The 24,850-nt window shown below is 59.3% G+C and carries 21 protein-coding genes and 2 pseudogenes; 9 read left to right on the top strand and 14 right to left on the bottom strand.

Translation table 11 applies throughout. The features are described 5' to 3' along the window. Nucleotides 1–9: 9 nt before the first annotated feature. From hypB to QFZ94_RS43055, 6 genes and pseudogenes are all read left to right on the top strand, one after another. Nucleotides 10–990, top strand: coding sequence for a hydrogenase nickel incorporation protein HypB (gene hypB / locus QFZ94_RS43030; RefSeq protein WP_429464081.1), 981 nt, complete (start codon nt 10–12; stop codon nt 988–990). Further along, nucleotides 987–2,162 carry a carbamoyltransferase HypF gene (locus QFZ94_RS43035; RefSeq protein ID WP_410852657.1) on the top strand — a complete coding sequence of 392 codons (1,176 nt, stop codon included), beginning with the start codon at nt 987–989 and terminating at the stop codon, nt 2,160–2,162. The genes hypB and QFZ94_RS43035 overlap by 4 nt, the downstream gene beginning before the upstream one ends. Beyond that, a complete protein-coding gene (locus QFZ94_RS43040) occupies nt 2,153–2,410 on the top strand; it encodes a HypC/HybG/HupF family hydrogenase formation chaperone (RefSeq protein ID WP_368586326.1) in 258 nt (85 codons plus the stop codon). Before QFZ94_RS43035 ends, QFZ94_RS43040 begins: the two co-directional genes overlap by 10 nt. Further along, entirely contained in the window at nt 2,407–3,543 is a 1,137-nt protein-coding gene (hypD, locus tag QFZ94_RS43045; protein WP_410852656.1) for a hydrogenase formation protein HypD, read from the top strand. The genes QFZ94_RS43040 and hypD overlap by 4 nt, the downstream gene beginning before the upstream one ends. A gap of 71 nt (nt 3,544–3,614) precedes the next feature. Then, nucleotides 3,615–4,616, top strand: a complete 1,002-nt coding sequence (gene hypE, locus QFZ94_RS43050) for a hydrogenase expression/formation protein HypE (protein ID WP_368586324.1) — start codon at nt 3,615–3,617, stop codon at nt 4,614–4,616. Between the two features lie 330 nt (nt 4,617–4,946). Beyond that, nucleotides 4,947–5,742, top strand: a pseudogene (locus QFZ94_RS43055) (IS5 family transposase). 19 nt (nt 5,743–5,761) lie between these two features. Here the strand turns inward: QFZ94_RS43055 and QFZ94_RS43060 are convergent. The 4 genes from QFZ94_RS43060 to QFZ94_RS43075 all read right to left on the bottom strand — a co-directional run bounded on the left by QFZ94_RS43060 (nt 5,762) and on the right by QFZ94_RS43075 (nt 8,117). Continuing rightward, complete coding sequence (locus tag QFZ94_RS43060) at nt 5,762–5,902, bottom strand: PDDEXK nuclease domain-containing protein (protein ID WP_410842538.1); 141 nt, start codon at nt 5,900–5,902, stop codon at nt 5,762–5,764. 435 nt (nt 5,903–6,337) lie between these two features. Further along, a complete protein-coding gene (locus QFZ94_RS43065) occupies nt 6,338–6,586 on the bottom strand; it encodes a hypothetical protein (RefSeq protein WP_368586323.1) in 249 nt (82 codons plus the stop codon). 278 nt (nt 6,587–6,864) lie between these two features. Next, a complete protein-coding gene (locus QFZ94_RS43070) occupies nt 6,865–7,056 on the bottom strand; it encodes a hypothetical protein (protein ID WP_429464083.1) in 192 nt (63 codons plus the stop codon). A 107-nt stretch (nt 7,057–7,163) separates the two neighbouring features. Further along, nucleotides 7,164–8,117, bottom strand: a complete 954-nt coding sequence (locus tag QFZ94_RS43075) for an IS5 family transposase (protein WP_429462112.1) — start codon at nt 8,115–8,117, stop codon at nt 7,164–7,166. A gap of 846 nt (nt 8,118–8,963) precedes the next feature. On the opposite strand from QFZ94_RS43075, the gene QFZ94_RS43080 reads away from it, so the two are divergent. Continuing rightward, a complete protein-coding gene (locus QFZ94_RS43080) occupies nt 8,964–9,611 on the top strand; it encodes an IS4/Tn5 family transposase DNA-binding protein (protein ID WP_429464085.1) in 648 nt (215 codons plus the stop codon). Here QFZ94_RS43080 and tnpC (QFZ94_RS43085) read toward each other — a convergent pair. The 3 genes from tnpC (QFZ94_RS43085) to tnpA (QFZ94_RS43095) all read right to left on the bottom strand — a co-directional run bounded on the left by tnpC (QFZ94_RS43085) (nt 9,608) and on the right by tnpA (QFZ94_RS43095) (nt 11,979). Further along, complete coding sequence (tnpC, locus tag QFZ94_RS43085) at nt 9,608–11,188, bottom strand: IS66 family transposase (protein ID WP_429464087.1); 1,581 nt, start codon at nt 11,186–11,188, stop codon at nt 9,608–9,610. The two genes, QFZ94_RS43080 and tnpC (QFZ94_RS43085), sit on opposite strands and share 4 nt — an antisense overlap. A gap of 63 nt (nt 11,189–11,251) precedes the next feature. Further along, nucleotides 11,252–11,590: an IS66 family insertion sequence element accessory protein TnpB gene (gene tnpB / locus QFZ94_RS43090; protein ID WP_429464089.1), complete on the bottom strand. Its 339-nt coding sequence runs from the start codon at nt 11,588–11,590 to the stop codon at nt 11,252–11,254. Then, complete coding sequence (gene tnpA, locus QFZ94_RS43095) at nt 11,587–11,979, bottom strand: IS66-like element accessory protein TnpA (protein ID WP_429464091.1); 393 nt, start codon at nt 11,977–11,979, stop codon at nt 11,587–11,589. Before tnpA (QFZ94_RS43095) ends, tnpB (QFZ94_RS43090) begins: the two co-directional genes overlap by 4 nt. Before the next feature lie 157 nt (nt 11,980–12,136). On the opposite strand from tnpA (QFZ94_RS43095), the gene QFZ94_RS43100 reads away from it, so the two are divergent. Continuing rightward, nucleotides 12,137–12,811 carry an IS4 family transposase gene (locus tag QFZ94_RS43100; RefSeq protein WP_368599685.1) on the top strand — a complete coding sequence of 225 codons (675 nt, stop codon included), beginning with the start codon at nt 12,137–12,139 and terminating at the stop codon, nt 12,809–12,811. 445 nt (nt 12,812–13,256) lie between these two features. Then, complete coding sequence (locus QFZ94_RS43105) at nt 13,257–13,451, top strand: hypothetical protein (protein WP_410852937.1); 195 nt, start codon at nt 13,257–13,259, stop codon at nt 13,449–13,451. Between the two features lie 203 nt (nt 13,452–13,654). Here QFZ94_RS43105 and QFZ94_RS43110 read toward each other — a convergent pair. The 7 genes and pseudogenes from QFZ94_RS43110 to QFZ94_RS43140 form a co-directional block, all read right to left on the bottom strand. Continuing rightward, nucleotides 13,655–13,729, bottom strand: a pseudogene (locus QFZ94_RS43110) (IS6 family transposase); the annotation flags it as partial. A 9-nt stretch (nt 13,730–13,738) separates the two neighbouring features. Beyond that, the gene (locus tag QFZ94_RS43115; RefSeq protein WP_429464093.1) at nt 13,739–15,124 is read right to left on the bottom strand and encodes an MATE family efflux transporter; all 1,386 of its coding nucleotides are present in this window, start codon (nt 15,122–15,124) and stop codon (nt 13,739–13,741) included. Continuing rightward, nucleotides 15,121–18,510: an amino acid adenylation domain-containing protein gene (locus tag QFZ94_RS43120; RefSeq protein ID WP_429464095.1), complete on the bottom strand. Its 3,390-nt coding sequence runs from the start codon at nt 18,508–18,510 to the stop codon at nt 15,121–15,123. Before QFZ94_RS43120 ends, QFZ94_RS43115 begins: the two co-directional genes overlap by 4 nt. Nucleotides 18,511–18,627: 117 nt before the next feature. After that, nucleotides 18,628–20,196: an IS66 family transposase gene (gene tnpC, locus QFZ94_RS43125; protein ID WP_429461527.1), complete on the bottom strand. Its 1,569-nt coding sequence runs from the start codon at nt 20,194–20,196 to the stop codon at nt 18,628–18,630. 30 nt (nt 20,197–20,226) lie between these two features. Further along, nucleotides 20,227–20,571 carry an IS66 family insertion sequence element accessory protein TnpB gene (gene tnpB, locus QFZ94_RS43130; protein WP_429463999.1) on the bottom strand — a complete coding sequence of 115 codons (345 nt, stop codon included), beginning with the start codon at nt 20,569–20,571 and terminating at the stop codon, nt 20,227–20,229. Further along, complete coding sequence (gene tnpA / locus QFZ94_RS43135) at nt 20,568–21,026, bottom strand: IS66-like element accessory protein TnpA (RefSeq protein WP_429459834.1); 459 nt, start codon at nt 21,024–21,026, stop codon at nt 20,568–20,570. Before tnpA (QFZ94_RS43135) ends, tnpB (QFZ94_RS43130) begins: the two co-directional genes overlap by 4 nt. Before the next feature lie 3 nt (nt 21,027–21,029). Beyond that, nucleotides 21,030–24,140 carry an amino acid adenylation domain-containing protein gene (locus QFZ94_RS43140; protein ID WP_429464097.1) on the bottom strand — a complete coding sequence of 1,037 codons (3,111 nt, stop codon included), beginning with the start codon at nt 24,138–24,140 and terminating at the stop codon, nt 21,030–21,032. Between the last annotated feature and the right edge of the window lie 710 nt (nt 24,141–24,850).

Raw genomic sequence — 24,850 nt, forward strand, 5'->3', positions numbered from 1 at the left:
AGAAGCAACATGTGCATAGGATGCGGGTGCACCACCACAGGCGATCGGCAAAACACCCCTCAGCGGCGCGAGTGCGCGTATGCGCAGGGCCAGTCCGACACTCATTCCCACTCCCACCGGACGCCACCGGGCAAAGACCTGCACTACGGCCTCGGGCCCGCGGGCCTCACGGTGCCCGGCCTAGACCAGGGCCGCACCATCAAGCTCGAGCACGACGTGCTAGGCGAAAACAATCGCCATGCCGCCGTCAACCGGCGGCACTTCGCGCAGCATGGCGTGCGTGCGCTCAATCTAGTGTCGAGCCCGGGCTCGGGGAAAACGACCCTGCTGTGTGCGTCGATCGCCGCGCTGCGCGAGCGCATACCCAGCTTGCCCATCGGTGTGATTGAGGGCGACCAGCAGACGGCAAACGACGCCGAGCGCATCCGCGCGGCCGGTGCGCCAGCGATCCAGGTGAACACGGGAAAGGGCTGCCATCTCGACGCCGCGATGATCGCCGCGGCCTTCGGACGGCTTCCGTTGCACGATCATCGCCTTTACCATGACCAAAAGCACGAGCGTGAATACGTACCGCTCACGCACGACGCCCCGTGCAGCGTGCTCTTCATCGAGAACGTAGGCAATCTCGTCTGCCCCGCGCTCTGGGACCTCGGCGAGGAGGCGAAGGTCGTGATCGTCTCGGTAACGGAGGGCGAAGATAAGCCGCTCAAGTATCCCGACATGTTCGCCGCCGCGAGCCTCATGATCGTCAACAAGATCGACTTGCTGCCTTATGTACACTTCGACGTCGAGCAGTGCATCGCGTATGCGCGCCGCGTGAATCCGTTCCTCGAAGTGATCTGGCTCTCGGCCACGACCGGCGAAGGCCTCGATGCGTGGCTCGACTGGATCACGAGTGCGCGCGACTCGATTGCCGAGCGCATTGGCGTGCTGGAGAGCAACCTTGCGGCGCAGCGTGCGCGAAAGCATCGCGCCGGAGGCGAGGCATGACGGCGCGTGTGCAGAACCTACCCCATACCCTCGGCGAACGGACGGTGCTCGCCACCGGCGCATGGCTGAAGAACGCTGCGTGCCTGTGCATCGGCGGCGACGTTCACTGGTCGATGCTACACGGCGATCTCGACGATCCGGAGCACTGTGTGGCGCTCGACACATCGGTGGCGGCGCTTGTTGAGAGCGCCGAGCGCGCGGGGCAGCCCGTGCGCATGATCGCGCACGATCTGCATCCCGACTTCTACAGCACGCGCGTCGCGCTCGAATTGGGTGAGCGGCTTGGCGTGCCGACCGTCGGCGTCCAGCATCATCACGCGCATATTGGCGCGGTTGCGGCCGAGCATGGGCTGCGCGAGCCCGTGATCGGCCTCGCGCTCGACGGCGTGGGCTTCGGCACGGACGGCGCCGCATGGGGCGGTGAGCTGCTGGAGGTGGCGCCCGCCTGCTGGCGGCGCCTCGGCAGTCTCACGCCACTCGCGCTACCCGGTGGCGACGTCGCGGCGCGCGAGCCTTGGCGAATGGCCGCCGCCGCCCTGCACGCGCTCGGGCGCAGCGCCGAAATCGGGCCGCGACTCTCGGCCGCCGTGGGCGCGACCGCGGCGCGCACGGTCGGCGTCATGCTCGCGCGCGGCCTCAATTGCCCGCCTAGCACCGGTGCGGGTCGCTGGTTCGATGCGGCGGCGGGACTGCTCGGCGTGTGCCTGCGCCAGCGCGCCGAATCCGAGGCGGCCATCGCGCTCGAAAGGCTCGCGAGCGGCTACCTCGTCGCGCACGAGGCCCCCGATGTGGCGGGCCTGTGGCGCATCGCGGACAACGGCGAGCTCGACCTTCGTCCGCTCCTCGTCAAGTTGCTCATGCTCGCGGACGCCGGCGAAGCCGCGTGCGGCGCGGCCGTCTTTCATGTTGCGCTGGCCAAGGCGCTCGCCCAATGGGCCGCGCTTGCCGCGCAGGGGCGCGCCGTTCTGTTTGGCGGCGGCTGCTTTGATAACCGGCTGCTCACTGCGCATATACGGGAGTCGCTCGCCGCGCACGGCGTGCGCACCCTCATGCCCGACACGGTGCCCTGCGGCGACGCCGGGCTAGCGCTTGGCCAGGCTTGGGTTGCCGCATATGGTCCGCAGATGTTGTCGATGCCTACGACCGCAAGAGGAGTCAGTCCATGTGTCTAGCAATGCCGGCACAGCTCATCGACCGGTCCGACGCCGAAACAGGCGTCGTCGAGCTCGGGGGCGTTCGAAAGACGGTCTCACTCGCGCTCGTACCCGACGTGCGCCTAGGGGACTTCGTGGTCGTGCATGTCGGCTTCGCGCTTGGCATGATCGATCCCGAAGAGGCCGAGCGCACGCTCGCGCTGTTCAGCGAGGTCGCTCGGTCGCTCGGCGACACACCCATCGTCCAGTCGGGAACGGCGCAATGAAGTACGTCGACGAATTCCGCGACGACGAACTCGCCGCGCGCATTTCTGGGCGCATTCAGGCGGAGACGCTGACCGAACGCCGCTATCACTTCATGGAGTTCTGCGGCGGTCACACGCACGCCATTTCCCGCTTCGGCGTGGCCGATCTTCTACCCGGTAACGTGTTTATGATCCACGGTCCCGGCTGCCCAGTTTGCGTGTTGCCGATCGGGCGCATCGATCTCGCGATTCGCCTCGCGCTCGAACACGACGTGATCCTCTGCACGTATGGCGACACGATACGCGTGCCTGCCTCGTGCGGTCTATCGCTCCAGCGCGCCAAGGCGCGCGGGGCGGACATCCGCCTTGTGTATTCTCCGCACGACGCGCTGCGCATCGCGCGCGAGCATCCGGAACGCGAGGTCGTCTTTTTTGCAATCGGCTTCGAGACCACTGCGCCGCCTACCGCGCTCGTCGTGAGGGAAGCGGCAGACTGCGGCGCGGAGAACTTTAGCGTGCTGTGCTGCCATGTACTCACGCCCGCGGCGATGACACATCTGCTCGCCGAGCCGTCCGCCGACGGGAACGCGGTGCTGCTCGACGGCTTTGTCGGTCCCGCGCACGTGAGTGTTGTGATCGGCTCGGCGTCTTACGAGGCGTTCGCGCAGAGGTATCGCAAGCCGGTCGTGATTGCCGGGTTCGAGCCGCTCGACGTGCTGCAGGCGATCCTCATGCTGGTGCGTCAAGTCAACGATGGTCGCGCGGAGGTCGAGAACGAGTTCACGCGCGCTGTCACACGCGCGGGCAACGCCGCCGCGCAGGCGCTCATACAGGAGGTGTTCGAAACGCGGGAGTCGTTCGAGTGGCGCGGCCTGGGCGAGGTCCCATTGAGCGGGCTGCGCATTCGCCCGAAGTACGCGCGCTACGACGCCGAGGTCCGCTATGAACTCGTCTACCGCCCGGTCGCCGATCACCTCAAATGCGAGTGCGGGGCGATCCTGCGAGGTCTAAAACACCCGCGCGACTGCACAATGTTCGGCACGGTCTGCACGCCCGAGAATCCCATGGGCTCGTGCATGGTGTCCAGCGAAGGCTCTTGCGCCGCGCACTATTCCTATGGTCGCTCGAAGGACATTCGAGTCGTCGAAGCATGAGCCCAGTCCACACATCCCCGGTGAAGCCCGCCTACGTGCGGCCCCTAGACTTTCGCGACGGCCGCATCGACATGGGCCACGGCGCGGGTGGCCGCGCATCGGCGCAATTGACCCGCGAGCTGTTCGTCGCGAGCTTCGATAACGAATGGCTGCGCCAAGGCAACGACCAGGCCACCTTCGCGCATCTCGCGCCCGGGCCCGGCGAGCGCATCGTGATGACCACCGACGCGCACGTCGTCTCGCCGCTTTTCTTTCCCGGCGGCGACATCGGCAGCCTCGCCGTGCACGGCACCGTCAACGACATCGCGATGGCGGGCGCACGGCCTTCGTATCTCAGCGCGAGCTTCATCCTGGAGGAGGGCCTCCCGATGGCGGATCTGCTCCGCATCGTCGAGTCAATGGCTGCTGCGTCGCGCGCTTGCAGCGCTCCGATCGTGACGGGCGACACTAAGGTCGTCGAGCGCGGTAAGGGCGATGCCGTCTTCATCACCACGACCGGGATCGGCGTCGTGCCCTCGGGCATTCACATTGATGGCGCGCAGGCGCGGCCCGGCGACGTTGTGCTGCTCTCGGGCACTATCGGCGAGCACGGCGTGGCCATCATGTCGCAACGTGAGGGCCTGGGCTTCGACACGGAGATCCGCTCGGACAGCGCCGCACTACACACGCTCGTGGCGGACATGGTTGCCGTCGCGCCCGGTGTGCGCGTTCTGCGCGATCCGACTCGCGGCGGACTGGCCACGACCCTCAACGAGATCGCCAGCCAGTCGGGTGTCGGGATGCACATTCAGGAGCGCGCAATTCCCGTGCTGCCGCAAGTCGATGCGGCGTGTGAGCTGCTCGGCCTCGATCCGCTTTATGTCGCCAACGAAGGCAAGCTAGTTGCAATCTGCGCAAGCGCCGACGCGCCGCAACTGCTCGCCGCGATGCGCGCACATCCGTTGGGCGCGGCGGCGGTTTGCATTGGTGAGGTGGTCGACGACGCCCACAGCTTCGTGCAGATCGAAACGAAATTCGGCGGACGGCGCATCGTCGACTGGCTTTCGGGCGAGCAACTGCCGCGGATCTGCTGATCCGTTTGCGGCGATAGGTATCGGGAGACTGAGAGTGCTTTTTGATCGTCAGGTCGCTAGTCGCGTTGCCTTCGCGGGAGCTTTGAATGATCCATCCCCTTACGGCATCGATCAAGCAATGAGGTCTCCAGTCCCGCCCTCGCTGCAGCAGCCGTCGACCGCGCTCGTGGTCGAGCCTACGCTACATTCAGACTCTATTACGAGGAATGCTCTCCAATTCATTGTTGCCTGAGCGCTTTATCTGCAGCGGACTGTACCCGCCTCTCCTAGCCGGACAATCTCGCCTAGAGGGTGTTAGGCACTTTATGTCGGACCTGGTATCCTGGCGGAATGAAAAAACGCAGGCCCTACCCAACGGATGTATCGGATGAAGAGTGGTACTTCGCCGCTCCGTACCTGACCTTGATGAACAAGGACGCACCGCAGCGCCGCTACGAACTGCGCGAGATGTTCAACGCGCTGCGCTGGATCGTACGTGCGGGTGCCCCGTGGCGTTTGTCGCCCAATGACTTTCCGCCGTGGGAACTGGTCTACCAGCAGACGCAACGCTGGATTCAGGCGGGCTGCTTCGAGGCTATGGTGAGCGATTTGCGTTCGATCATCCGGGTCGCCCAGGACCGCCGTGGTCAACCCAGCGCGGTCATCCTCGATGGCCGTACCCTCCAGTCGACGTGCGAAAGCGGCGCACGCGCAGGCTACGACAGATACAAACGCAAGAAAGCCAGCAAGGTACATATGGCGGTGGACACGTTGGGACAACTGCTCGCGGTGCATGTGACGCCGGCCAATGAGCAGGAGCGCGCGCAGGTTGGAGAACTGGCGCGTCAGGTTCAGCAGGCCACGGGCCAGACGGTCAAGGTGGCGTTCGCGGATCAGGGATATACCGGCGAAGAGCCCGCGCAGGCGGCGCTTGACGAAGGGATTGAACTTCAGGTCATCAAGTTGCCCGAGGCGAAAAAGGGCTTCGTGCTGTTGCCGCGCCGCTGGGTGATTGAGCGCAGCTTCGGCTGGCTCAACCGCTTCCGCCGACTCGCAAGAGACTACGAGCGATTGCCCAGAAACTCTGGCTGGCTTGCACTTCGTCGTCTTCTCCGTGCTTATGCTTGTGCACTTTGCACCCCCTTAGCAAAAGTGCCTAACACCCTCTAAGCAACCGCCACGAAGCGTTTAAGCGTCCGGTTACAGAACAGCAAGTCGAGATAAAGGCCATCATTATCGATCTGGAGTCGCTTCTGCCGGGCGAAGAAGGTAAAGCCATCTCCTAGTTCGAGGAGTAACTGTTCCATTCCCGAAGGACTGCATCTCATTCATGACGAAGCACGGCGACTTAGAAGTCATCTTCCCTGCCCCATCCGCAACTGCACCCGCCGAATTTCGCCAGTGCCTTTTCCTATCGGAGCGACGCATGCGAAGGCGTCGGTATGCCACGGCAGTTCGGCCATCGGCACGGCGGAGGGGAAACAGGCAACCGAGGCCACGGAATGGATCTCCGAAGACCCGCAACGCTTCGTCGCCACTGAGTTCGGATGGTGCTACATGGTTAGGTGCAGCTGCCCAAGGAAAGGCGCCAATGAATTGATACTAAAGATTATATTGTCTGCGAGCATTTCTGCATTTTAGTGGTGGGCGCACGCGATATGGGGCTCAACGAACCGTGGTGTGCCGGCACGGGATTGATTCACTCTAGCCAGACCAAAGGCAGAGACGGCCTAATGATTTTGTCAAGCAAGCGGCAGTCGTTCGGGCATTGGATTCCTGTTGCGGAGAATTGCCGACAGCACATTCACACGCCTCCTGGCAAGAGCAATGATGATCTGATGACGGCGCTTGGCTTCTTTACGTTTAAAGGCAGCGCTCTTGGGACAGCGCATGGATGCAAATGCCGACTGATAGAAGATCCGCTTCAAACGCTTGTCGCCCTTCTGGGGCCGTTTAAGGCAACTGGATTTGCCCGTGGGACCCCAGAACATTGCTACTCCCGATGTGCCGAATGAATTCCCATAGTCGGTGGGGCGTTCGACACGTCTGCGCCTGCGTCCTCGTTCTGCGCGATAAGCGGAAACGCGACACGGTGTCGTCAGCCACCGTATATTCGCGAGCGGCCGCTAACCTGTATGCGGGAAAAATAGCCTGCTGCAAGCAGAGGAACCAGGTCTGAGGCGCAGCGAGATACGCGCGATAGCCACCGTTCCGTCAAGCCGGATCTTTGGGTATTTGAGATGGCCCGTGAAATCACCGAATGACAGCACTAGACGGCATTGAGTAACGCTTGATCGCGGTGAGCCGCCGATTTTTCAGACACTGTCTGGAAAATCTCTCCCTCGGGCGAGGCGATATGGAAGTCGCGCATGCTAGCGAGATTGGCCCAGCCGATCTCGCGGCCAAAGCGGGGTGTTAAGGAAGCTCTGCAGAAGTCGTTTTCGTAGCGGCGATTTTCCACACGCATCGCAGTCTGAACGGCGACGACATTCCTTGTGCGGAGATCGCCCGGTACAGTCACCAGTCGGAGGCTGTACCGGTGAAACATATGCCCGCACCGGCTCCATCTTAAGCGTTTCGCAAAGCTCTGCGCGCCATCCACAAATTGCTCAAAGCGAACAACGTGGTGATCTGGGCAGTGTTTTTCATCAAACCGCGATAGCGGGTCTTCGCATAGCCGAACTGCCGCTTGATGACGCGAAACGGGTGCTCAACCTTGGCACGGATACCGGCCTTGAGCCGCTCGATCTGATCGTATATCGCGTCCAGAGGATTACTCTGGTCCAGTAGTCTGCGCTTGCCCGGTCTCATCGCAACATGCCAACGAGCTGCGTCGGCCTTACAATGCTTTTCGATTCCCTGATACCCGGCGTCAGCGTAGACATCCGTCTCCTTGCCGTGCAGCAACGCCTGGGCAACGGTGGTGTCGTGCACATTGGCCGCCGTTCCAATGACTGTATGAACCAGTCCGGAGTCTGCGTCGACGCCGATGTGCGATTTCATTCCGAAATACCAGTTGCCGCCTTTCTGCGTCGAGTGCATTTCCGGATCCCGGGTGCCGGAACCGTTCTTTGTCGAACTGGGCGCGGCAATCAGGGTGGCGTCGACTGCGGATCCAGCCTTTAGCATCAAGCCCTTCTCCGTCAGGATCTCATTGACCAGTGCGAGCATTTGCGCGGCCAGCCCATGTGTTTCAAGCAGATGGCGGAACCGGAGAATCGTGCTTTCATCCGGCAAACGCACCATGCCGCCGTCGAGACCCGCGAACTCGCGATACAGCGGCACGTCGTACAGCGCCTCTTCCATTGCAGGGTCCGACAGACCGAACCACTGCTGCATAAAATGAATTTGCAGCATCGTCGCGATCGGGAAAGGCGGCCGTCCGGTTTTGCCTGCCGGATAGTGCGGCTCGATCAGCGCAATCAGCTTCGACCAAGGCACGACACGCCGCATCTCATCGAGAAATTCCCGCTTGCGCGTGCGCTTGGTTGACAGATCCAGGTGAAGACCCAACTGCGACATTACTCTTCTCCTCAACTAATTCGCGATGCTTCCAGGATAGCTGAACGGGGCGTCAATGCCAGGACTTTTGCAGACATTCCTTAAGTCTTCGGCGAGGTATGCGATGATCACTTGCCACGATATCTGCATCGATCAGCAAGGCGCTTTGAGCGCAGCTGCCGTGGAGTTCATTGAACTGTGACGGCATGCGCGTCGGCATTTCGGACAGTAAGCTCAATGAATGAATGGCAGCGGGTTAGCGTGGTGGCAATCCGGTGAGCAGGTTCACAAGGGTTCCGTAGGGCCAGAATGTTGCTGGCGCTGTATGCGAGGAAGACTCTGTCAAAGGGCCTGGTCAACAGTGACTGGCGTGACGCATTTCTTCCAATCTCGCCGACGGATGTAGGCAATGGCGATTTCCAGACAAACGGTGTACGAATGCAGACAGGCCAAGCGCTGAGAGAACTGAGCCTCAATCCGACTTTCTGGAAACATCCTTCCACCCCAAGGGCCCCAACAATCTCACAACGGTGGTCGCGAGTCAGCGAATTGAGCGGCAGCTGACGTTCCTGAAGCGACCTGTGAAGGAACGTGCTGAGGCGCTCTTGCCTCTCGTCCTTGAACAGGTCTTCAGGCTGTTTAGCTATGCCCAGTCCTGATATTACGCCTCGATGATCCGCCGAATGGGGTATCTCGGAGCGAGACCTTCGTCAAGATGGTCTCGAGTTGCTTGCAATTACCCACATCTTTGCCGCGAAACCTGGTAACCTGGCATACGTCACGTTCCATGCGTAAGCGAGATGGCCGGCAAGCGACGGGCGGATGATCGGTCTTGGAGTCCAGGGAAGCGAATTCCAGGACACACGGTTGCGCCGTCGCTTCGCAACGCTGCTGGAAAAGCTCTGGGACGGCATGGGGCAGACTATTCCGTTCGCATGTCAGGACTGGGCTTCTACCAAGGCCGCGTACAGGTTTCTGTCGAACGACCGCGTCAGCGAACACGATTTCCTGAGCGGGCATTTCCAGGCCAGCGCCGAACGTGTGAAGGCCACCGATGGACCAGTGCTTATCCTGCAGGACACGACCGCATTCTCGTACCAGCGCGAGCGTCCCGAACTCATCGGCTACACGGGCAAGACGAGCCTGCGCACAGGGAAGAATGGCATGGGCCCGCGACGACCGCTCACGCAATGCGACTTCCTGATGCATTCGAGTCTTGCTGTTACTGCCGATGGATTGCCACTTGGCCTGGCGGCGGTGAAGTTCTGGACGAGAAAGCGGTTCAAGGGGGCTTCGGAGCTCAAGCGCCATATCAATCCCACGCGCGTACCGATTGAGGAAAAGGAAAGCTGGCGATGGCTGGAGAATATGCGCCAGTCGACCGAGCTTCTCGACGATCCTGTGCGTTGCATTCACATCGGCGATCGGGAAAGCGACATTTACGAGCTGTTTTGCACCGCATACGATCTTTGCACCGTAAGCGGCCAGCAAACCCGTCTTGGCGAACTGAACTAGCGGATGGGATCCGCCGGTTGCCAGCGATGAGGCAGCAATGCTGCGATGTCGCTGGCCTTTTGAGTCGGCAATCGGGTGAGAACGTCCTTCAGGTAGGCATGCGGTTCGTGCCCATTCAGTTGCGCTGAACGTAGCAGACTCATGATGGCTGCGGCTCGTTTGCCGGCTCGAAGCGAACCGGCAAACAACCAGTTCGACCTGCCGATAGCCCAAGGACGTATCTGGTTTTCGACCCAGTTGTTGTCTATGGGCACGTGACCGTCATCGAGATAGCGGGTCAGCGCATCCCATCGTTTAAGACTGTAATCCAGCGCTTTGGCAATTGCAGAACCTTCCGACACCAGCTTGCGCTGCGCCACCATCCATTCGTGAAGTGCGCCGCAGACCGGCTTGGCCCGACTCTGTCGAAGCTTGTGGTGTTCCTCGGCTTGCAGCACTGCAGCGTCGCGCTCGATGTCGTAAAGCGGAGCAAAGAACGGCAGCGCCTGCGCGGCGATCTGACTGCTGTGATTGGCGTGCAGATCGAAGAACTTGCGTCTCGCGTGCGCTGCATATCCAATTTCAGTGATGCCCTGCTGGAATCCAGCCTTGTACCCACTGTAGTCGTCGCATACCAGTTTGCCCTGCCAGTCAGCGAGGAACGCGCGGGCATGTTCGCCTGCACGGCTGTCGGCGAAGTCGTAGACCACGGCGCGCAGCTCACTGTAGTGCGTCGGCGTATACGCCCACAGATACGCGCGATGTGTCTTGCCTTTGCCGGGACCGAGCATCTGTACCGGCGTCTCATCCGCATGCAGCACACCCTGCTGCAGGATTTCCTGATGCAGCGCGTCGACCAGCGGTTGTAGCTGCACGCCGCACGTACCGACCCATGCGCCCAATGTCGAGCGCGGTATCGCGACGCCCGCTCGCGCAAAGATCTGCTCCTGACGATACAGGGGAAGGTGGTCAGCGTACTTGGCAACCAGCACTGACGCCAGCAGTCCCGCGGTCGGGATGCCCTTGTCGATGACGTGCGCAGGCACCGCAGCCTGCATCAGTGTTTCGCAGTTTCTGCACACCCACTTGCCACGGATATGCCGCTCCACGGTGAACACGCCCGGCGTGTAGTCCAGCTTCTCGCTGATGTCCTCGCCGATGCGCACGCGCTCGCAGCCACACTGGCATACGGTGCTCTCCGGCTCATGCCGCATCTCTGTGCGCGGCAATTGCGCCGGCAGCGCTGCACGCTTCGGTTGCAGGGGTAGCGGCTCGGTTGTGGCTTGTGGCTGAAGTTGCTCGAGCTCAACTTCAATGGCGGCGAGATCCGCGTCAATTGCCTCGTCCAGCAGGTTCATCTGATCGCTGCTGAGCTGCTCGCTGCGCCTGCCGAACTGATGGCGTCTGAGAATCGATATCTCGTGGGTCAACTGGTCGATGCGGGTCTGCCGATAGCGTAATTCCCGCTCCTTCTCACCGACCTCCCGGGTCTTCTCTTCAATCTCCCGGTCCCGGTCTTCGACGCGTGCAATCAGTTGCGTGGCGAGCGCACGCAGTTGTTCGGGGCTAAGAGTGTTGAGGTCGGCGGGCAGATCCATGCAGACGAGTCTGCCAGAACCCCGGAGAGCGCGAAAGCGCGACCGTATACGTCCCGAACGTCCTCAAACGACACGGATCACGCCGTCCGCGCCGATGCGCTGCCATGGCAAACCCACCACCAGACCGGCAAGTTGTTCCTGCGTGAGCGCATGCTGCTTTGGTTCGCTACCCGCGCGCGGCCACGCGAACTGCCCCTGATTAAGCCGTCGCGCTGCCAGCCAGATGCCAATTCCATCGTGAACCAGCACCTTCAGGCGGTTGGCCCGCCGGTTGGCGAACAGGTAAGCATGGTGAGGATGCGCGGCGCCGAACACGGAGATCACCCGACCCAGTGCCGTATCGAAGCCGGCCCGCATATCCAGCGGGTCAACTGCCAGCCACACCTGATCGATGCGGATCATGCAAGCCACTCGCGCAGCCAGGCAGCGCACTGCGCTGCCTCCGAGGTTGGCCAGCTAACCGTTATCGATTGGTCCGCGCGACGCACCTCGACGCGAATCTCAGATGTCCGCGTGTTTCGCGTCTCAAGTGGCAGCGGTACAAATTCCGGTGCTGGCGCCGCTGCCAATGGCGCTGCCAGGTCGCTACGCGCCACCAGCACGCAATCGTTCGTTTCGGCCTGCTCGACCCAACGTCGAAGCAGATTGGCGTTCAGTTTGTGGTGCAACGCGATCGCCGCGAGCGACACCCCGGGCCCCTGGCAAGCTGCCACAACCTGAGCCTTGAATTCGACGCTGTAGCGCCGGCGGCGACGGCGGCCAGGTGCCGCTGCTTCGTCAATAGTGTTCACGTGTCCACCTATTTAAGTGAACACGATGCTCCCAAGACTTTCACCGTGACTCAAGATGGGATGACCGGGCGCTTACTTTGCACCCACTTCCTTGTGCGTACCTGCGTTGACAGGCTCGCGGGAGACGGTCAGCACACGATCTCCAAAGCCATGCAGCATGGTTCAGGTCAAGGGGCTCCACCGCGTCGAGCTTCGCGACGCGAAAGGCCGTCCGATGACCGCGACGCTCGAACTGCGCTACCAGCCTATGACCGTTCTGCCGCCCATCGGCAAGCAGAACCGTTACCGTGCGCTACAGCTAACAGTCCTGCACGCACAGGAACGCGATCCGCCGCCCGGGCGTGCCCGCATCGAATGGAAGCTGATCACCAACCTGCCGGTCCGCTCTCGTGCAGAGGCAATCGAAAAGCTCGACTGGTACGCAATGCGCTGGAAGATCGAGACCTTCCACAAAATCCTGAAATCGGGCTGCAAAGCCGAGGAGTCCCGGCTTCGTACAGCCGAGCGGCTAACGAATCTGATCGCAATCTTCTGCATTCTGAGCTGGCGCATATTCTGGATTACCATGCTCGGCCGATCGGCGCCGCAGGCCGGCGCCGAACTCGCGTTCACGCACACCGAAATCGAACTGCTTGAACACATCGTTCACGATACGCCCCACAACGCGCAAGCTCCGCCGCTCGTGCGCAACGTTATCAGGCTCGCTCAGCTCGGGGGTTACCTTGCGCGCCCCAACGACCCTCCGCCGGGCAATACCGTAATGTGGCGCGGGATGCGACGTCTGACAGACATCCAGATCGGCTATAAGCTTGCGCTAAAAAGAAGTGGGTAATTGCAAGCTTGAGTTGGCGCTTACTATGCCGACGGCATGAATGCTCGTTTTGGCCCCCCGCCTCCTTCGCAGGCACCGGTCCGTAGCCGAGAATCGTCCAGGATCGCATCGGGCAGCGCCTCCGGCAAATGAAAATAGCACCGCTCTTTCAGACGAGATCGCGTTTCCCTATAACCGTCGCAGTAATTTGCTTAGAAGTAGTCGTTGGTTGGCCCTGGCTGATGAATGTTCTCTCGTGGCGCGCCTGACAACAACCGCACCACACCGCACACCTCGACATGGCCAAAAATTTCGTCCTCTACCTATCGAGACTATCGGTGTTCCAGAAGTGATTTCCACCAGCGAACTGACTTTCCGTAAGGATATCTCGTCACTCCGGTAAGTCGAAGGCAAGACCATCGGCTACCCTCCGAACTCGACGGCACAATACGCGCTGGACGCGGCCATCAGGGTATACGGGCTTGACCGCAGCAAAATCATACCAGTACCTCTTGCGCCTAGTGAAATTGTCGCAGCATGGAAGGGCGGCGACATCGACGGCGCCGATGCCTGGGATCCTGCAAGTCAACAGCTTGTCGCCAACGGTGGGCTTAAGATCTTTCCACAAAAGACTGCAGAAAGACGGATACCTCATCTATAACAACTTCGTTATCCGTAGGGTTTCTGCGGAAAAATACCCGTAGATTGTGGCGACCTTCCTGTAGACCTATGGGCTACACGGCGGAGAGGACTAGAAGCTTCGCATCGTCCATCGGCTTTACTGCTGCGCCGCCGTCAGGAAATTCATGCATCGATGCAACAACCTGGAATTTAATGTCGCGATTAACACGCAAAGTCATATCAATACCACCGAACCGCACGGCTGATGACGATAACAGGGAAGCGATGACCGTGATAAAGCGGTTTTGTCTTCTTCATTACGTCATTCTACGGCCCCATTCCATTAACCTGACAGAGCCGGGAGGCCTTGTCGATCTGCCGCATTTCACTGTATAGAATAACCATAGCGATAAGACCCGCTGCCATATCGGCAGCCGCTACCGAGAACAAAAGGCCGTCTTGCCCATAAGCGTGCTGCAGCAAGGCCATCAGGGGCATCAGAAACAAGCCATGCCGCAGTACCGCTACAAGCGTTGCCCAGACTGCGTTGCCCTTGGCCTGCATGAAAAGCAGGCACACCTGTTGCACCCCTAACACCGGCAACGCACAATGGAATAGCAAGATCGCGCGGCTGCCAATCTCTATCGTCGCCGACTCGTGCGCAAACCAGCCGATGATGGTTCTCGCTTGCCACACGACCCAGCCGGCATAGACTCCGGCGAACGTTAGCGCGACGGCAACCATAGCCCGAACCGCTTGCGCCACCCGTGTCCAGTTACCTGCGCCGACATTAAACCCAACAACCGACTGCGCCCCGCTGCACAGTCCATACAGCGGAAGTGCTGCCAGCATCGCCAAGCGGCTGGCCAAACCTATCGCCGCCACCGATGCCTCACCGTAGCGAGCAGCGAACCCATTGAGCATGGACATGGCCGCTACCGCGAGCAGCGTATTGAGCGCTGGCGGAATGCCGATGCGGGCGATGCTCGCCAGCCGGCACCCGCAGCGTCCCACCGATGGCCACGATAAGACGATGGCTCCGTGCCTGCCCGCGAAATGTCGCCAATACAAAGTTAAGCCGCACAACTGGGCCAGAAACGTTGCGATGCCAGCCCCTTCGATGCCCAGCCCGAACCAGAAAATCATCACCGGGTCGAGTGCCGCGTTCATTGCGAAGGATGAAACTTGGGTCGTCATGCTGAGCACGGTATTGCCATCCGCTCTCACGATGAAACCACAGACCATATTGAATACCACTGCCACATAGCCCAACAGCAGCCAATGAAGATAAGCCACCGCCAGTGGCAAAATCGATGGTCCAGCGCCTAGCCATGTCAGCAAAGTTGGAGCCAACTGCCAGCCCGCGATAGCCGTTATGCCAGCAATTACCATCGCAGACGATAACGCGTGCGATGCATAATCGTTGGCAGAGTGATCGTCGGCACGTCCCAGGCTTCGAGCAATCAACGAGGCGGCCCCTGCACCGAAGATCTGGCCTATTGCCGTGATGCACATTGCAAATGGGAACGACAATGCCATCGCCGCGAGTGCTGCTGTTCCGAGCCGCCCCACGAAATAGGCGTTGAGCAACTGATAAGCGGCACTGACAGTGACGCCAATGACGGACGGAAGAGCCAGCCGCAGGATCAGTGGCAACAGTCGATCGTGGGCCATTGACTGCATCCGTGATGCCGCAACTGCTGGCGTGTTCATACTGTGGCCCCGTCCTTCACGCTTGTTGCGTCCACATCTTCCTGATTGTCCCTGAGCCATCCGGCATAAGCCGCGAGACAATGCAGCAACTGACGTCCCAGCATATTCGTCTCCTCTGCGGAAAAGCAAGGCAACGCACAATGCATCTGGATACGAAGTTTACCGTCCACATTATCGATATCTAACCGCAACGTGTGATGACGGTTGGGCCCCATCCCATCACCCGTCCAGATCGTCGGTTGAGCAAGGCCGAGCAGCATGCGCGTACGAAGATTATCTAACACAGCGCGATAGTTGACGACAACACGCGGCCAGTCGAAATCCACCAATGCCTTCGCCTGATCATCCGGCAGCAGATACGCAGCCGCCCGTAGCCCAATGCCATGGATCCGTGCCGAATTGCGCTGACGACGCACCGCTTTCAGACGTTCCGCCACACTGAGTCGCCCCTCACAAATGATGGCCAGCGGGACAAGTTCCGCGGTAAAGCCCATAACTGTCGACAGATCCTGACCCGGCAGGATAGGCGTGCGCAGCATGTCCATGCTGTCCAGAAACAGCCCTCGTCGCTGGTTGCCCCGTCCTGCCACCTCCGCCAAGGCGCACAGGATGACGTCGAACGCGTCAAAGCCGTGCCGGTCCGGATGCAGATCGAGCAGAATCTTTGTCGATTCCGCATCCAGATCCAGATAGCGAATCCCCTTGTGCGCGCACAAGGCCTCGAAAGCAGCATCACTGTGCATCTGCCCAGTGTGGAGCATCTCGAACAAGCGCCGGCTGGAATCAGCGCCACTATCGACTGGCTCAACCTCGAAGACTGTTGCACCATCCTCACGCAGCAGTTCCCATGGCCGGCTTCGCCAATAAGCAATGTTGCTGTCCAACGAACCGCTCACATGTTCGCGCAGCGCCTTCACCCATCGATTCACCTGCGCGCGGCCACTGAATGCGGGATCCGGTGCTTGGTCATGCTCTATCGCCAGATAGTAGCGTTCTACTTCGTCCAGCAGCAGCCGGAACCCATAGCCGTCGACCAGGAAATGATGAATTATGATAAAAATCCATCTGTGCGGCCGCCCACCGACCTCCGCCTCGATCAATTGGAAACGCGACATCCAGGTACGACCATCGAACCGGAATGCATATTGCGCTTTCTCAGCGATACCAGATGCCTCTCGCGTGCAATCCCCGAGCTCTGAGTACGAGCCCAATGCAACTCGCTCCAGATGCAACGCTCCGACTCCGGTATGGAAGCGTAGATCCGCGTCATCTCGAGAGATCCTGGTGCGCAACAGTGGGTAGTCTTTCGCCAACCTAACGATAGCGGACTCCAATATGGCCGGATCCAAACGGCAGCTATCGTCCTGCCAGATCGCGCACATGTTGAAATGCTCGTCTAAACCCATGCGCCGATTCATGAAGCGTATCGTAGGCGTTACTTCCACTCCACCGTCGATTTCGCCATCGTGGTGCACCAGTTCGCCGGAGCGGGCATCGATCAGCCCAGCCAGTTCGCGTAACACTGGATAATCGTACAACTCGCTGACAGAAAAGCGGATTTCCATCCTGGCCGCCCGCGCCACACAGCGCACGCTCAGCATAGAGGTACCACCCAGTGAGAAGAAATGCGCGTCCGCACCAATCGTCGACATACCAAGCACTTCCTGCCAAACCGCGGCCAGTGCATGCTCGGTCGCGGTAACCAGCGGCGCGAATACGCCCACCGCGGTTTGCCGTGGCAACGGCAAGCGGGAACGGTCCAGTTTACCGCCCGGCAGCTTAGGCAAAGCCCGCAAGCGAACAAATGAACGGGGAATAGTATGGGGCAACAGCGAATGACGGAGCATTTGTCGGAACCCATCCTCTGTTGACGGCAGCTTCGCCTCCGTGCCCACCACGTAGGCAGTCAACAGCGGCTCGCCATCCGCAGCGCGGTGCAAATGCACCGCGGCCTCCTCGACCCCAGGACATTTTCCCAAGACGTGCGAAATCTCATCCAGTTCAACGCGCAAGCCATGGATCTTGATTTGGTTGTCACGCCTTCCGAGGAACTCCAAGCGGCCGTCGTCGCGGTGGCGCCCCAAATCGCCAGTGCGATAAGCCACAGTTCCGAAAGGCTGTAACTCTGGCACCGGATTAGCAACAAATCGCTCGGCTGTCAACTCCCTGCTGTCGTGATAGCCATTCGCCAGGCAGTCACCCGTCACCAGGATCTCCCCCACCGCACCTTGAACCACCGGCCGCAACCTGTCATCTACGACGGCTATGCCGACATTGGCCACCGGCTTACCGATCGGGACAGTTCGTTCATCAGCGCCCACTTCGCACACCTCCCCCCAAGCGGCGTTCGAGCTACACTCCGAGGAGCCGTAAAAGTTGAACAAACGGGCCTGCGGGAAAGCCTCGAGAAAGCGCCGAGCCAACTCCGGTGGCAACGCCTCAGCGCTTGAGGTGACCAGCCGCAAATCTGAAACCGACCGTCCGTCTGTCAATTGTGCCGTCAAAATGCCGGTGATCAACGGTGGCGAGCACAGCAGATGCGTTACCCGGTAACGATCTAGCTGCAATAGCAGCAGGGATGGATCTTGCAGTTCTTGCTGACTCAGCAGCAAACTAGGAACGCCTTGTAAGAGTGGCCCGAAGATTTCCCATTGACTGGCAACCAGCGCCGCCGACTTCTGCACTACGCAGGCATCGCCTGCCTGGAAGGGGAATTGCCCCCACATCCAGTGCAAACGATTTAGGCATGCTGTAGCGGGAACCACAACGCCCTTCGGTTTTCCCGTAGAACCAGATGTGTAGACGATCTGCAGCACTTCATGCGAACAAGATGGGGAAGGGGCGGCATCTGTTTCCTCATTGCCGCATGCAACTTTCTCCGACGGCAGTAAAACTAGCCCTCTGTCACGAAATGCTTCCCGCTGCAACGGCGTGGCAACGAAGGCCTTGGGGGCGACATCTTTAGCAATCTCAAGTATGCGACTTATCGGATAATTTGCCCCGATCACCGAGTAGGTTGCGTGCAGCTTAATCGCAGCTAGAATAACGATCAACGCGTTAATGCCGCGGTCAATGCCAAGCAGCACCCTGTCGCCGGCACCAACACCGGAGGCTGCGAGTCTGTTAGCAAAACGGTTGGCCGCAGTATCCAACTCCGCGTACGAAATGCGACCGCGCTCCCAGAAATAAGCAGTATCCACTGGCGACATTTTGGCACGCGCTTCGAACATTTCGCGTAGTGTACTAGCGCCCGTATAAGCGAGCCGTCCTCCGTTGTAACGCTTAAGAAAAGCCTTTTCAGCTGGGTGCCGCAGATCCAGCTCTGCAAGCGGCGCCGCCGGCGCCGCAATGATCATCTGAATAATTTGCTGCAGGTTGAGCAGCATTCTGGAAACGAGCTCGTCGGAGAACAGCTCAGTGCAATAGGACATCTGTAAGCGGCTCAGCTGGGCCGTTCGTCCATTCGCGTGCGCGTAAGGCAAGATGGTGACTGGAACTGCCAGTCAGGTAGAGGGATCTGGCGGACTGCTTGGTGTGTGCAGCTTGTCGGCCACACGCCAAGGCAGGAGTTCGTCGATGCGATTGATTTTGTGACCGGCGATATGGGTTAGCACGTAGTCGAGGTAGGCACGCGGATCGATGTTATTCAGTCTGCAAGTGCCAATCAATGCGTACATCGCGGCTGCCCGTTCGCCGCCGCTGTCTGAACCGGCGAATAAAAAATTTTTCCGACCCAGGCTTACACAACGCAGCGCGTTCTCCGCGATGTTGTTGTCGATCTCGAGCGTACCGTCTTCGCAATACAACGTCAGTGCACTCCACCGGTTCAGCGTGTAGTTGATCGCCTTGGCCGTATCGGACTTCGACGACAGCGTTTCAAGCTTTGCCCTAAGCCACGCTTCGTAGATTTGAAGCAGTGGTCTGGCTTTCTCCTGCCGTATTCGCAACCGCTCGGCGGCTGGCCTGCCGCGAATGGAGGCCTCGATTTCGTAGAGCCCGCCAATATATTCGAGTGCCTTTTGTGTTGTGTCCGACGGCGTGCGCACGTGGATGTCGTAGAACTTTCTCCTCGCGTGGGCATGGCATGCCGCCTCGCGTATCGAGCCATCGCGGAACAATTCGTCGAAGCCTGCGTACGCGTCCGCTTGCAGAATCCCTTTGAAGCTGGCGAGATGGGTTTGAGGATGGATGCCTTGCCGGTTCGGCGAGTACGCGAACCAGACCGAAGCCGGTTGCGCCGAACCCGAGCGACGATCGTCGCGCACGTAGACCCATAGCCGGCCGGTACGGGTCTTCCTGTTGCCCGGTGAGAGCACCGGGATCGGCGTGTCATCCGCGTGCAGCTTGGTAGCGGCCACGGTATAGCGGCGCAGCGCCTCTGTTAGCGGAGCGCACAGCGCCTCACACTGGCCAACCCAGCGCCCCATACTGGCCCGGTCAAGCGTCACGCCATTGCGCGCCGCGATCGTCGATTGCCGGTACAACGGCTGGTGGTCTGCATACTTCGAGACGAGGATGTCTGCCAGCAAGCTCGGATGGGCGATGCTCCGCTCGATCGGCAGCCCAGGCATCGGCAGCTGCGTGATAGTGCTGCAGCACGGGCAAACCAGTTTGCGCCGGATCGTGCGAATGACCTTGAACGCCGCTGCAACCCGGGCGAGTTGTTCGGATGAGTCCTCGCCGAGCGCCTGCATTGGTTGACCGCAATCAGGGCAGCTTGATTCAGGCTCGAGCACATGATCCTCGCGCGGCAGATGCGCGGGAAGCGCTTGCCTGGAAGCCGCTTCGTCCGCCGTTGTGTTCGAGGTGGACGCATTTGCACCGAGGGCCTGCGCACGCTGCACATCCACAACGCCGCGCCCGGCGGCCAGATCCTCAAGTTGAGTCTCGAGCGTCTCGATTTGCCGCTGCAGCTGCTCGGACTTGCGACCGAACTGCATGCGTCTGAGCTTGTCGATCTGCGCCTTGAGCTGCTCAATCTCGACATCGCGTTCGGCAAGCAGACTACGGGCCTCGACCAGCAAGGCCTTCAGCAGTTCGATATCGTCAGGGAGATCGGCGCCGTTCGACATGCGCCGTAGTTTACGAGTCTGCCTCGCCGTTTACAACATCGATAATGCGGCGGTGCGGCGGGGCTGTCGCCAGTCGATGCCCTCAAGCAGCATCGACAGTTGTGCAGAACTCAGATGGACCTTGCCACCGTCGGCCTTGGGCCATATAAAACGGCCTCGTTCAAGCCGCTTCGCGAGCAGCCAGATTCCGTCCTCCGTTGCCCAGAGAATCTTTACCAGATCGCCGCGACGGCCCCGGAAGATGTAGACGTTGCCGCCCAGCGGGTTCTCCTCAAGAGCTGTTTGTACCTTTGCGGCCAACCCCTGAAACCCGCAGCGCATATCAGTAACGCCCGCAGCGATCCATATGCGCGTGCCTGCCAGTAGGGAGATCATGAGCGCAGACTACCCAGCACGATCCGCAGCATATCCGCGTCAACCAGGCCATCCACTTTAACCACCGCACGACCGATCCGGATCTCGATCGTGCCGACAGGTGACGCGGACTTCGCGCCTTGCGCTTGCGGCTCTACCGGAGCTGACGCAATGACCTCCGTCGGCGTGTCGCTGAGCAATACGACCGGAATGAGCCCGGCAGATCGAGCTTGCTGATCGGCCAGATATCGCCGCCGCCAGGTGAACAGCATGTTCGCGTTGATGCCATTCTCCCGGGCCAGCTTCGCGACTGATACGCCAGGCTCGCAAGCTGCTGCTGCCAGTCGCTCACGCAGCTCCCGTGGGTAGTTCGGGCGTCCCGTCCGGGAACCAGGCTTCTTCTCCGCAGACTGTGTCAAAGTGGTGCCCATCAGATTGGAAATGATGGGCATCACTTTGATGTCGCCCTCAGCCACCGTCTATAACGGCCGGCACGAGCCGCTTACGGACATCTGCAGATAGATGCCGTCCCCCTCTTCCTGACAGTAAAGAGTGAGATCGTACTTGGTATAACCGTTTTCCAATTCGCGTGCGACAATTGACACATCGTGCTGCCCCTCAGAAATCAGCTCTGCCTTCTCCGAATACATGTTGAACATCACCTGGAATACGGGAGAAAAATTGCTTCCACGTACCACGTCAACTGTTTCCAACATCCGACTGAATGGATATGCCGCGTTGAAGGCAGCACCGATGACAGTTTGCTGCGTCGTGGCCAGATGTTCGATGAATGACTTGTCAGGATCCATCTTCGCCCTTAGCGGCAACATGTTTAGGAAGAACCCCAGCAGGTGTTCCGTACCTGACTGTTCGCGTACTACATTCGGAGTGCCGACGATGATATCGTCCTGTCCGCTGTACTCTCTCAATAAAACGTAAAAAGTCGTCAGTAACACGCTGAAAAGCGTGGTGCGATTGTCCGCAGCGAGTTCGCGAAGTCTGGACGCCGCGAGAGCCGGAATTTGTATGGCGTGTGACTTACCGGTGTAACGCATCCGCCTCGGACGAGGCTTATCGGAAGGCAGGGTCAGCACCGGCAACTCACCCGACAGCTGTTGTGCCCAGTACGAGCGCTGTCGCGCCCAGCAGTCCGATCGAAACTGCTCAGACTCCCATTTAGCGAAATCCGCGAACGAAATTTCGGCTTTGAGACCGTCCTCTGAACTGACTCCCGCCTGGTAAAATTCACGCAGTTTGCGCACCATCACCGAAAGCGACCACGCGTCCATAATGATTTCATGCGTCGTAAAGATGACAACATGCCGGTCGGAGCTCTCTCGTACTAGTAGTGCGCGATACAGTGTGCCTGCGGCGAGATCAAAGGCCGGTTGAAACTCGCTCGCCTTCAGTTCAGCCAACCTGGAGGCAGGATGGTCGCCGCAAAGGTCTATAAAGCGCAAACGACCCTTCGGCGGTGAATCGAAGGTCAAATATGGATTGCCGCTCTTTTCGACGAATCGGATGCGCAGTGTGTCGAAGTACTGCACCACCGCATCCCAAGCCCGACTAAAGCGATCTCGATCAAGCTCTCCGCAGCATTCGAGCGCCGTTTGCAAGGTATAGTTGGATGCTGTTGGATCAAGCTTCCACAAAAACCATAAGTGTTTTTGAATGTGACTGGCCGGAGCCTCTCCGCCCTCATCACGGCGACTGACGACAATGGCGGGGAGCGACTCATGCCCATCCTCTTTCTCGGCCAGGAGTTCGGTCAACTCATCTATTGTGCAATGGTACAGTTCAACCACAGAAACTTCGCAGGCGAATTCGCTCCGAATACGGTTGATCGCAAGCATGGCGCGCAGCGAGTCACCGCCCATCAGCAAAAAGTTGTCGTTTCGCCCCAGCCGGTCTAGATGCAGTATCTCGGCTAAGAGCCTGCACAACCGAACCTGAAGACCGTCAGCGGGCTCCAGATATTTCACATCGGACAAAGGACGCAAATTTTCTGGAGAAGGCAATTGGTTGTAATCAAGTTTGCCATTGGCGTTTAATGGTAATTTCGCCAGCTCGAAGAAAAGATCAGGCAGCATGTAGTCAGGCAACTGACACGACATGTGTTCGCGTAAAGCGCTCCGTGTAACCTCCTCTCGAAGCTTGACGAAAGCCACGAGGCGCGGAAGTCTTTCCGCTTCCCCTGGACTAGTCAGTGTTTCCCTTGCCGTCAGTTTCACCCGATTGTCAGCGGGATAATGCACCACTACGGCCGCGGCCTCGACGGCAGTATGTAACCCCAACAAACCTTCCACTTCGTTAAGCTCAATACGGTAGCCACGCAGCTTGACCTGGCGATCTGCTCTTCCGAGACACTCCAGCAAGCCATCCTCACGCAGCCTCACGAGATCACCAGTCTTGTATAATCGATCATATCCGCGCTTATCGCTGAAAGGGTTAGCCACAAAAGCCTGCTCCGTACGCGCGTCGTCGTTAATGTAACCACGCGCAACGCCAACGCCGGCTACACAAAGTTCGCCTACGTCACCTGACGCAACAAGCGTCAGCGCCGCAGCATCTGGCCTGACCACATAGATTTCCAGATTGCCTATCGGTTTCCCGATCGGCATAAATGCCTGACCTTCCGCCGGAGAGTTAGAGATCAGTGCATGCGTGACACCGTCGGCACATTCGGTTGGTCCATAATGGTTGAGGATGGGAATAGACGGGTACATCGCCAGCCAGCGTCGGCATACGTCGGGCGGCAATGCCTCTCCGACGGTGGAAATCCTGCGCAGCGCCGGCAGCGCGCGTGCATCGATCAATTCGACTTCGGCCACAAACGAGCGTAGTAGCGACGGCACAAATTGAATGACTGATACTTGGGATTCGCGCAACTCAAGCAGCAGCCTCGACGGATCGCATACGACGTCTCTATTAATGATCCGCGTGCACGCCCCCACTTGCAGCGCCGCCATAAACTGCCACAGAGAAATGTCAAAACAGTGCGATGCGGTCTGCGCCACCTGATCAGCTTTACTGATCTCCAGATCGTGTACTTTAGCGTGCAAGTGATTGATCAAGCTCCGCTGTTCAATCATTACGCCCTTTGGGTGACCGGTGGTACCCGAAGTGAAAATGACGTAGGCAAGATCACTACCTTTGCCTCTGGGCCCGGCAAAGGCTGCGCTCGATTCTTGCGCCTCCTCAATATCAAGAAGCACTAGTTCCGGTCTGGTTGTCTGCAAGTATGCCGCCTGTTCGAAGCAGTTACGGGCGGTCAGCAGCAGGCAGCATTTACTCTTCTCCAGCATGTAATCCAAACGTTCCGCTGGATACTGGCCATCAAGCGGCATATAGGTACCGCGAATCTTAAAAACGGCAAGCATCGCAGCCAATAAATCAATTCCTCGCTCCATCAACACGCCGATGACGGGCGCCTCGCGGCCACAGCGCTCGGTCAGCGCCATTGCGATGCGGTTGGACTGCTCATCAAGCTCCCGATACGTTACCGACTCGCTGCCATGCCTCGCTGCTATATGTTGCGGATAACGCCGTGCCGCTTCACAAAAGTAGTCCGCTGCCAATAGTTTTTTCATTTAAACCTCACTCACTCGCCTAAGTGCTTGAATTAACCGACCCTATACTAAAAGCAGCTCTCTCGGCGGGCGACCGCGCAAGTATCCGTGGAATGATCGCCGAAAGGTTCATTGCGTTTGGGTTGGATAACAGGCTAACTGGCAATCTTAAAATATTGAAAATCACATCTTCTTCGCATTCTGTACGTATTCAATATTTTGATATCTATTCACTTGGGCGTGTCACTTGCTCTGCTAAATTGAACCGCATTTTCATGCGGTCACCAATGCAACGGCCAAGATCACTGGTTACCATTAAAATCCATACCTATAACTGCGAAAGATGCGGCTGGCGCAGGCACGTCACTACTCGCCCGCGTCGCGTAACGGCGCTATATCGCGCCAGCCCCGCAGTTCTTCCCGATCCTCTGAGAGCGAGTTCCTGGCACGCTTCCGAAACGGCCACGCAGCGCTCACTGGCAAAAAAAACAGTATCGCGCTCGTAATGAAGGCTTTCGGATCATCGGAAAACAAGCGAGCAATCGTGGGAGACCACACAGTGCGTGATCTGTTCATCGTTAAAGTAACCGTCCTCAATCACAATCACGACCTGAACTCAAGCAAGCGATTTCAGGTGAAGAAGGGAAATATGCAATAAGTTCGCAGCAAGAAATTCACGAGCTATTGTCGAATCTGGTGTACAGCGGGAGCGGCGGGAATTTGAGAAGGCG

Source organism: Paraburkholderia sp. JPY465, from assembly GCF_050436725.1.
In the GTDB taxonomy this organism is placed as follows: domain Bacteria; phylum Pseudomonadota; class Gammaproteobacteria; order Burkholderiales; family Burkholderiaceae; genus Paraburkholderia; species Paraburkholderia youngii.

Bases quoted from the DNA above. Each gene is read 5' to 3' on its own strand.
- hypB (WP_429464081.1), top strand. From the start codon at position 10: ATGTGCATAGGATGCGGGTGCACCACCACAGGCGATCGGCAAAACACC.
- QFZ94_RS43035 (WP_410852657.1), top strand. From the start codon at position 987: ATGACGGCGCGTGTGCAGAACCTACCCCATACCCTCGGCGAACGGACG.
- QFZ94_RS43040 (WP_368586326.1), top strand. From the start codon at position 2,153: ATGTGTCTAGCAATGCCGGCACAGCTCATCGACCGGTCCGACGCCGAA.
- hypD (WP_410852656.1), top strand. From the start codon at position 2,407: ATGAAGTACGTCGACGAATTCCGCGACGACGAACTCGCCGCGCGCATT.
- hypE (WP_368586324.1), top strand. From the start codon at position 3,615: ATGGGCCACGGCGCGGGTGGCCGCGCATCGGCGCAATTGACCCGCGAG.
- QFZ94_RS43060 (WP_410842538.1), bottom strand. From the start codon at position 5,902: ATGGAACAGTTACTCCTCGAACTAGGAGATGGCTTTACCTTCTTCGCC.
- QFZ94_RS43065 (WP_368586323.1), bottom strand. From the start codon at position 6,586: ATGTTCTGGGGTCCCACGGGCAAATCCAGTTGCCTTAAACGGCCCCAG.
- QFZ94_RS43075 (WP_429462112.1), bottom strand. From the start codon at position 8,117: ATGTCGCAGTTGGGTCTTCACCTGGATCTGTCAACCAAGCGCACGCGC.
- tnpC (WP_429464087.1), bottom strand. From the start codon at position 11,188: ATGGATCTGCCCGCCGACCTCAACACTCTTAGCCCCGAACAACTGCGT.
- tnpB (WP_429464089.1), bottom strand. From the start codon at position 11,590: ATGATCCGCATCGATCAGGTGTGGCTGGCAGTTGACCCGCTGGATATG.
- QFZ94_RS43100 (WP_368599685.1), top strand. From the start codon at position 12,137: ATGGTTCAGGTCAAGGGGCTCCACCGCGTCGAGCTTCGCGACGCGAAA.
- QFZ94_RS43115 (WP_429464093.1), bottom strand. From the start codon at position 15,124: ATGAACACGCCAGCAGTTGCGGCATCACGGATGCAGTCAATGGCCCAC.
- QFZ94_RS43120 (WP_429464095.1), bottom strand. From the start codon at position 18,510: ATGCTGCTCAACCTGCAGCAAATTATTCAGATGATCATTGCGGCGCCG.
- tnpC (WP_429461527.1), bottom strand. From the start codon at position 20,196: ATGTCGAACGGCGCCGATCTCCCTGACGATATCGAACTGCTGAAGGCC.
- tnpB (WP_429463999.1), bottom strand. From the start codon at position 20,571: ATGATCTCCCTACTGGCAGGCACGCGCATATGGATCGCTGCGGGCGTT.
- QFZ94_RS43140 (WP_429464097.1), bottom strand. From the start codon at position 24,140: ATGAAAAAACTATTGGCAGCGGACTACTTTTGTGAAGCGGCACGGCGT.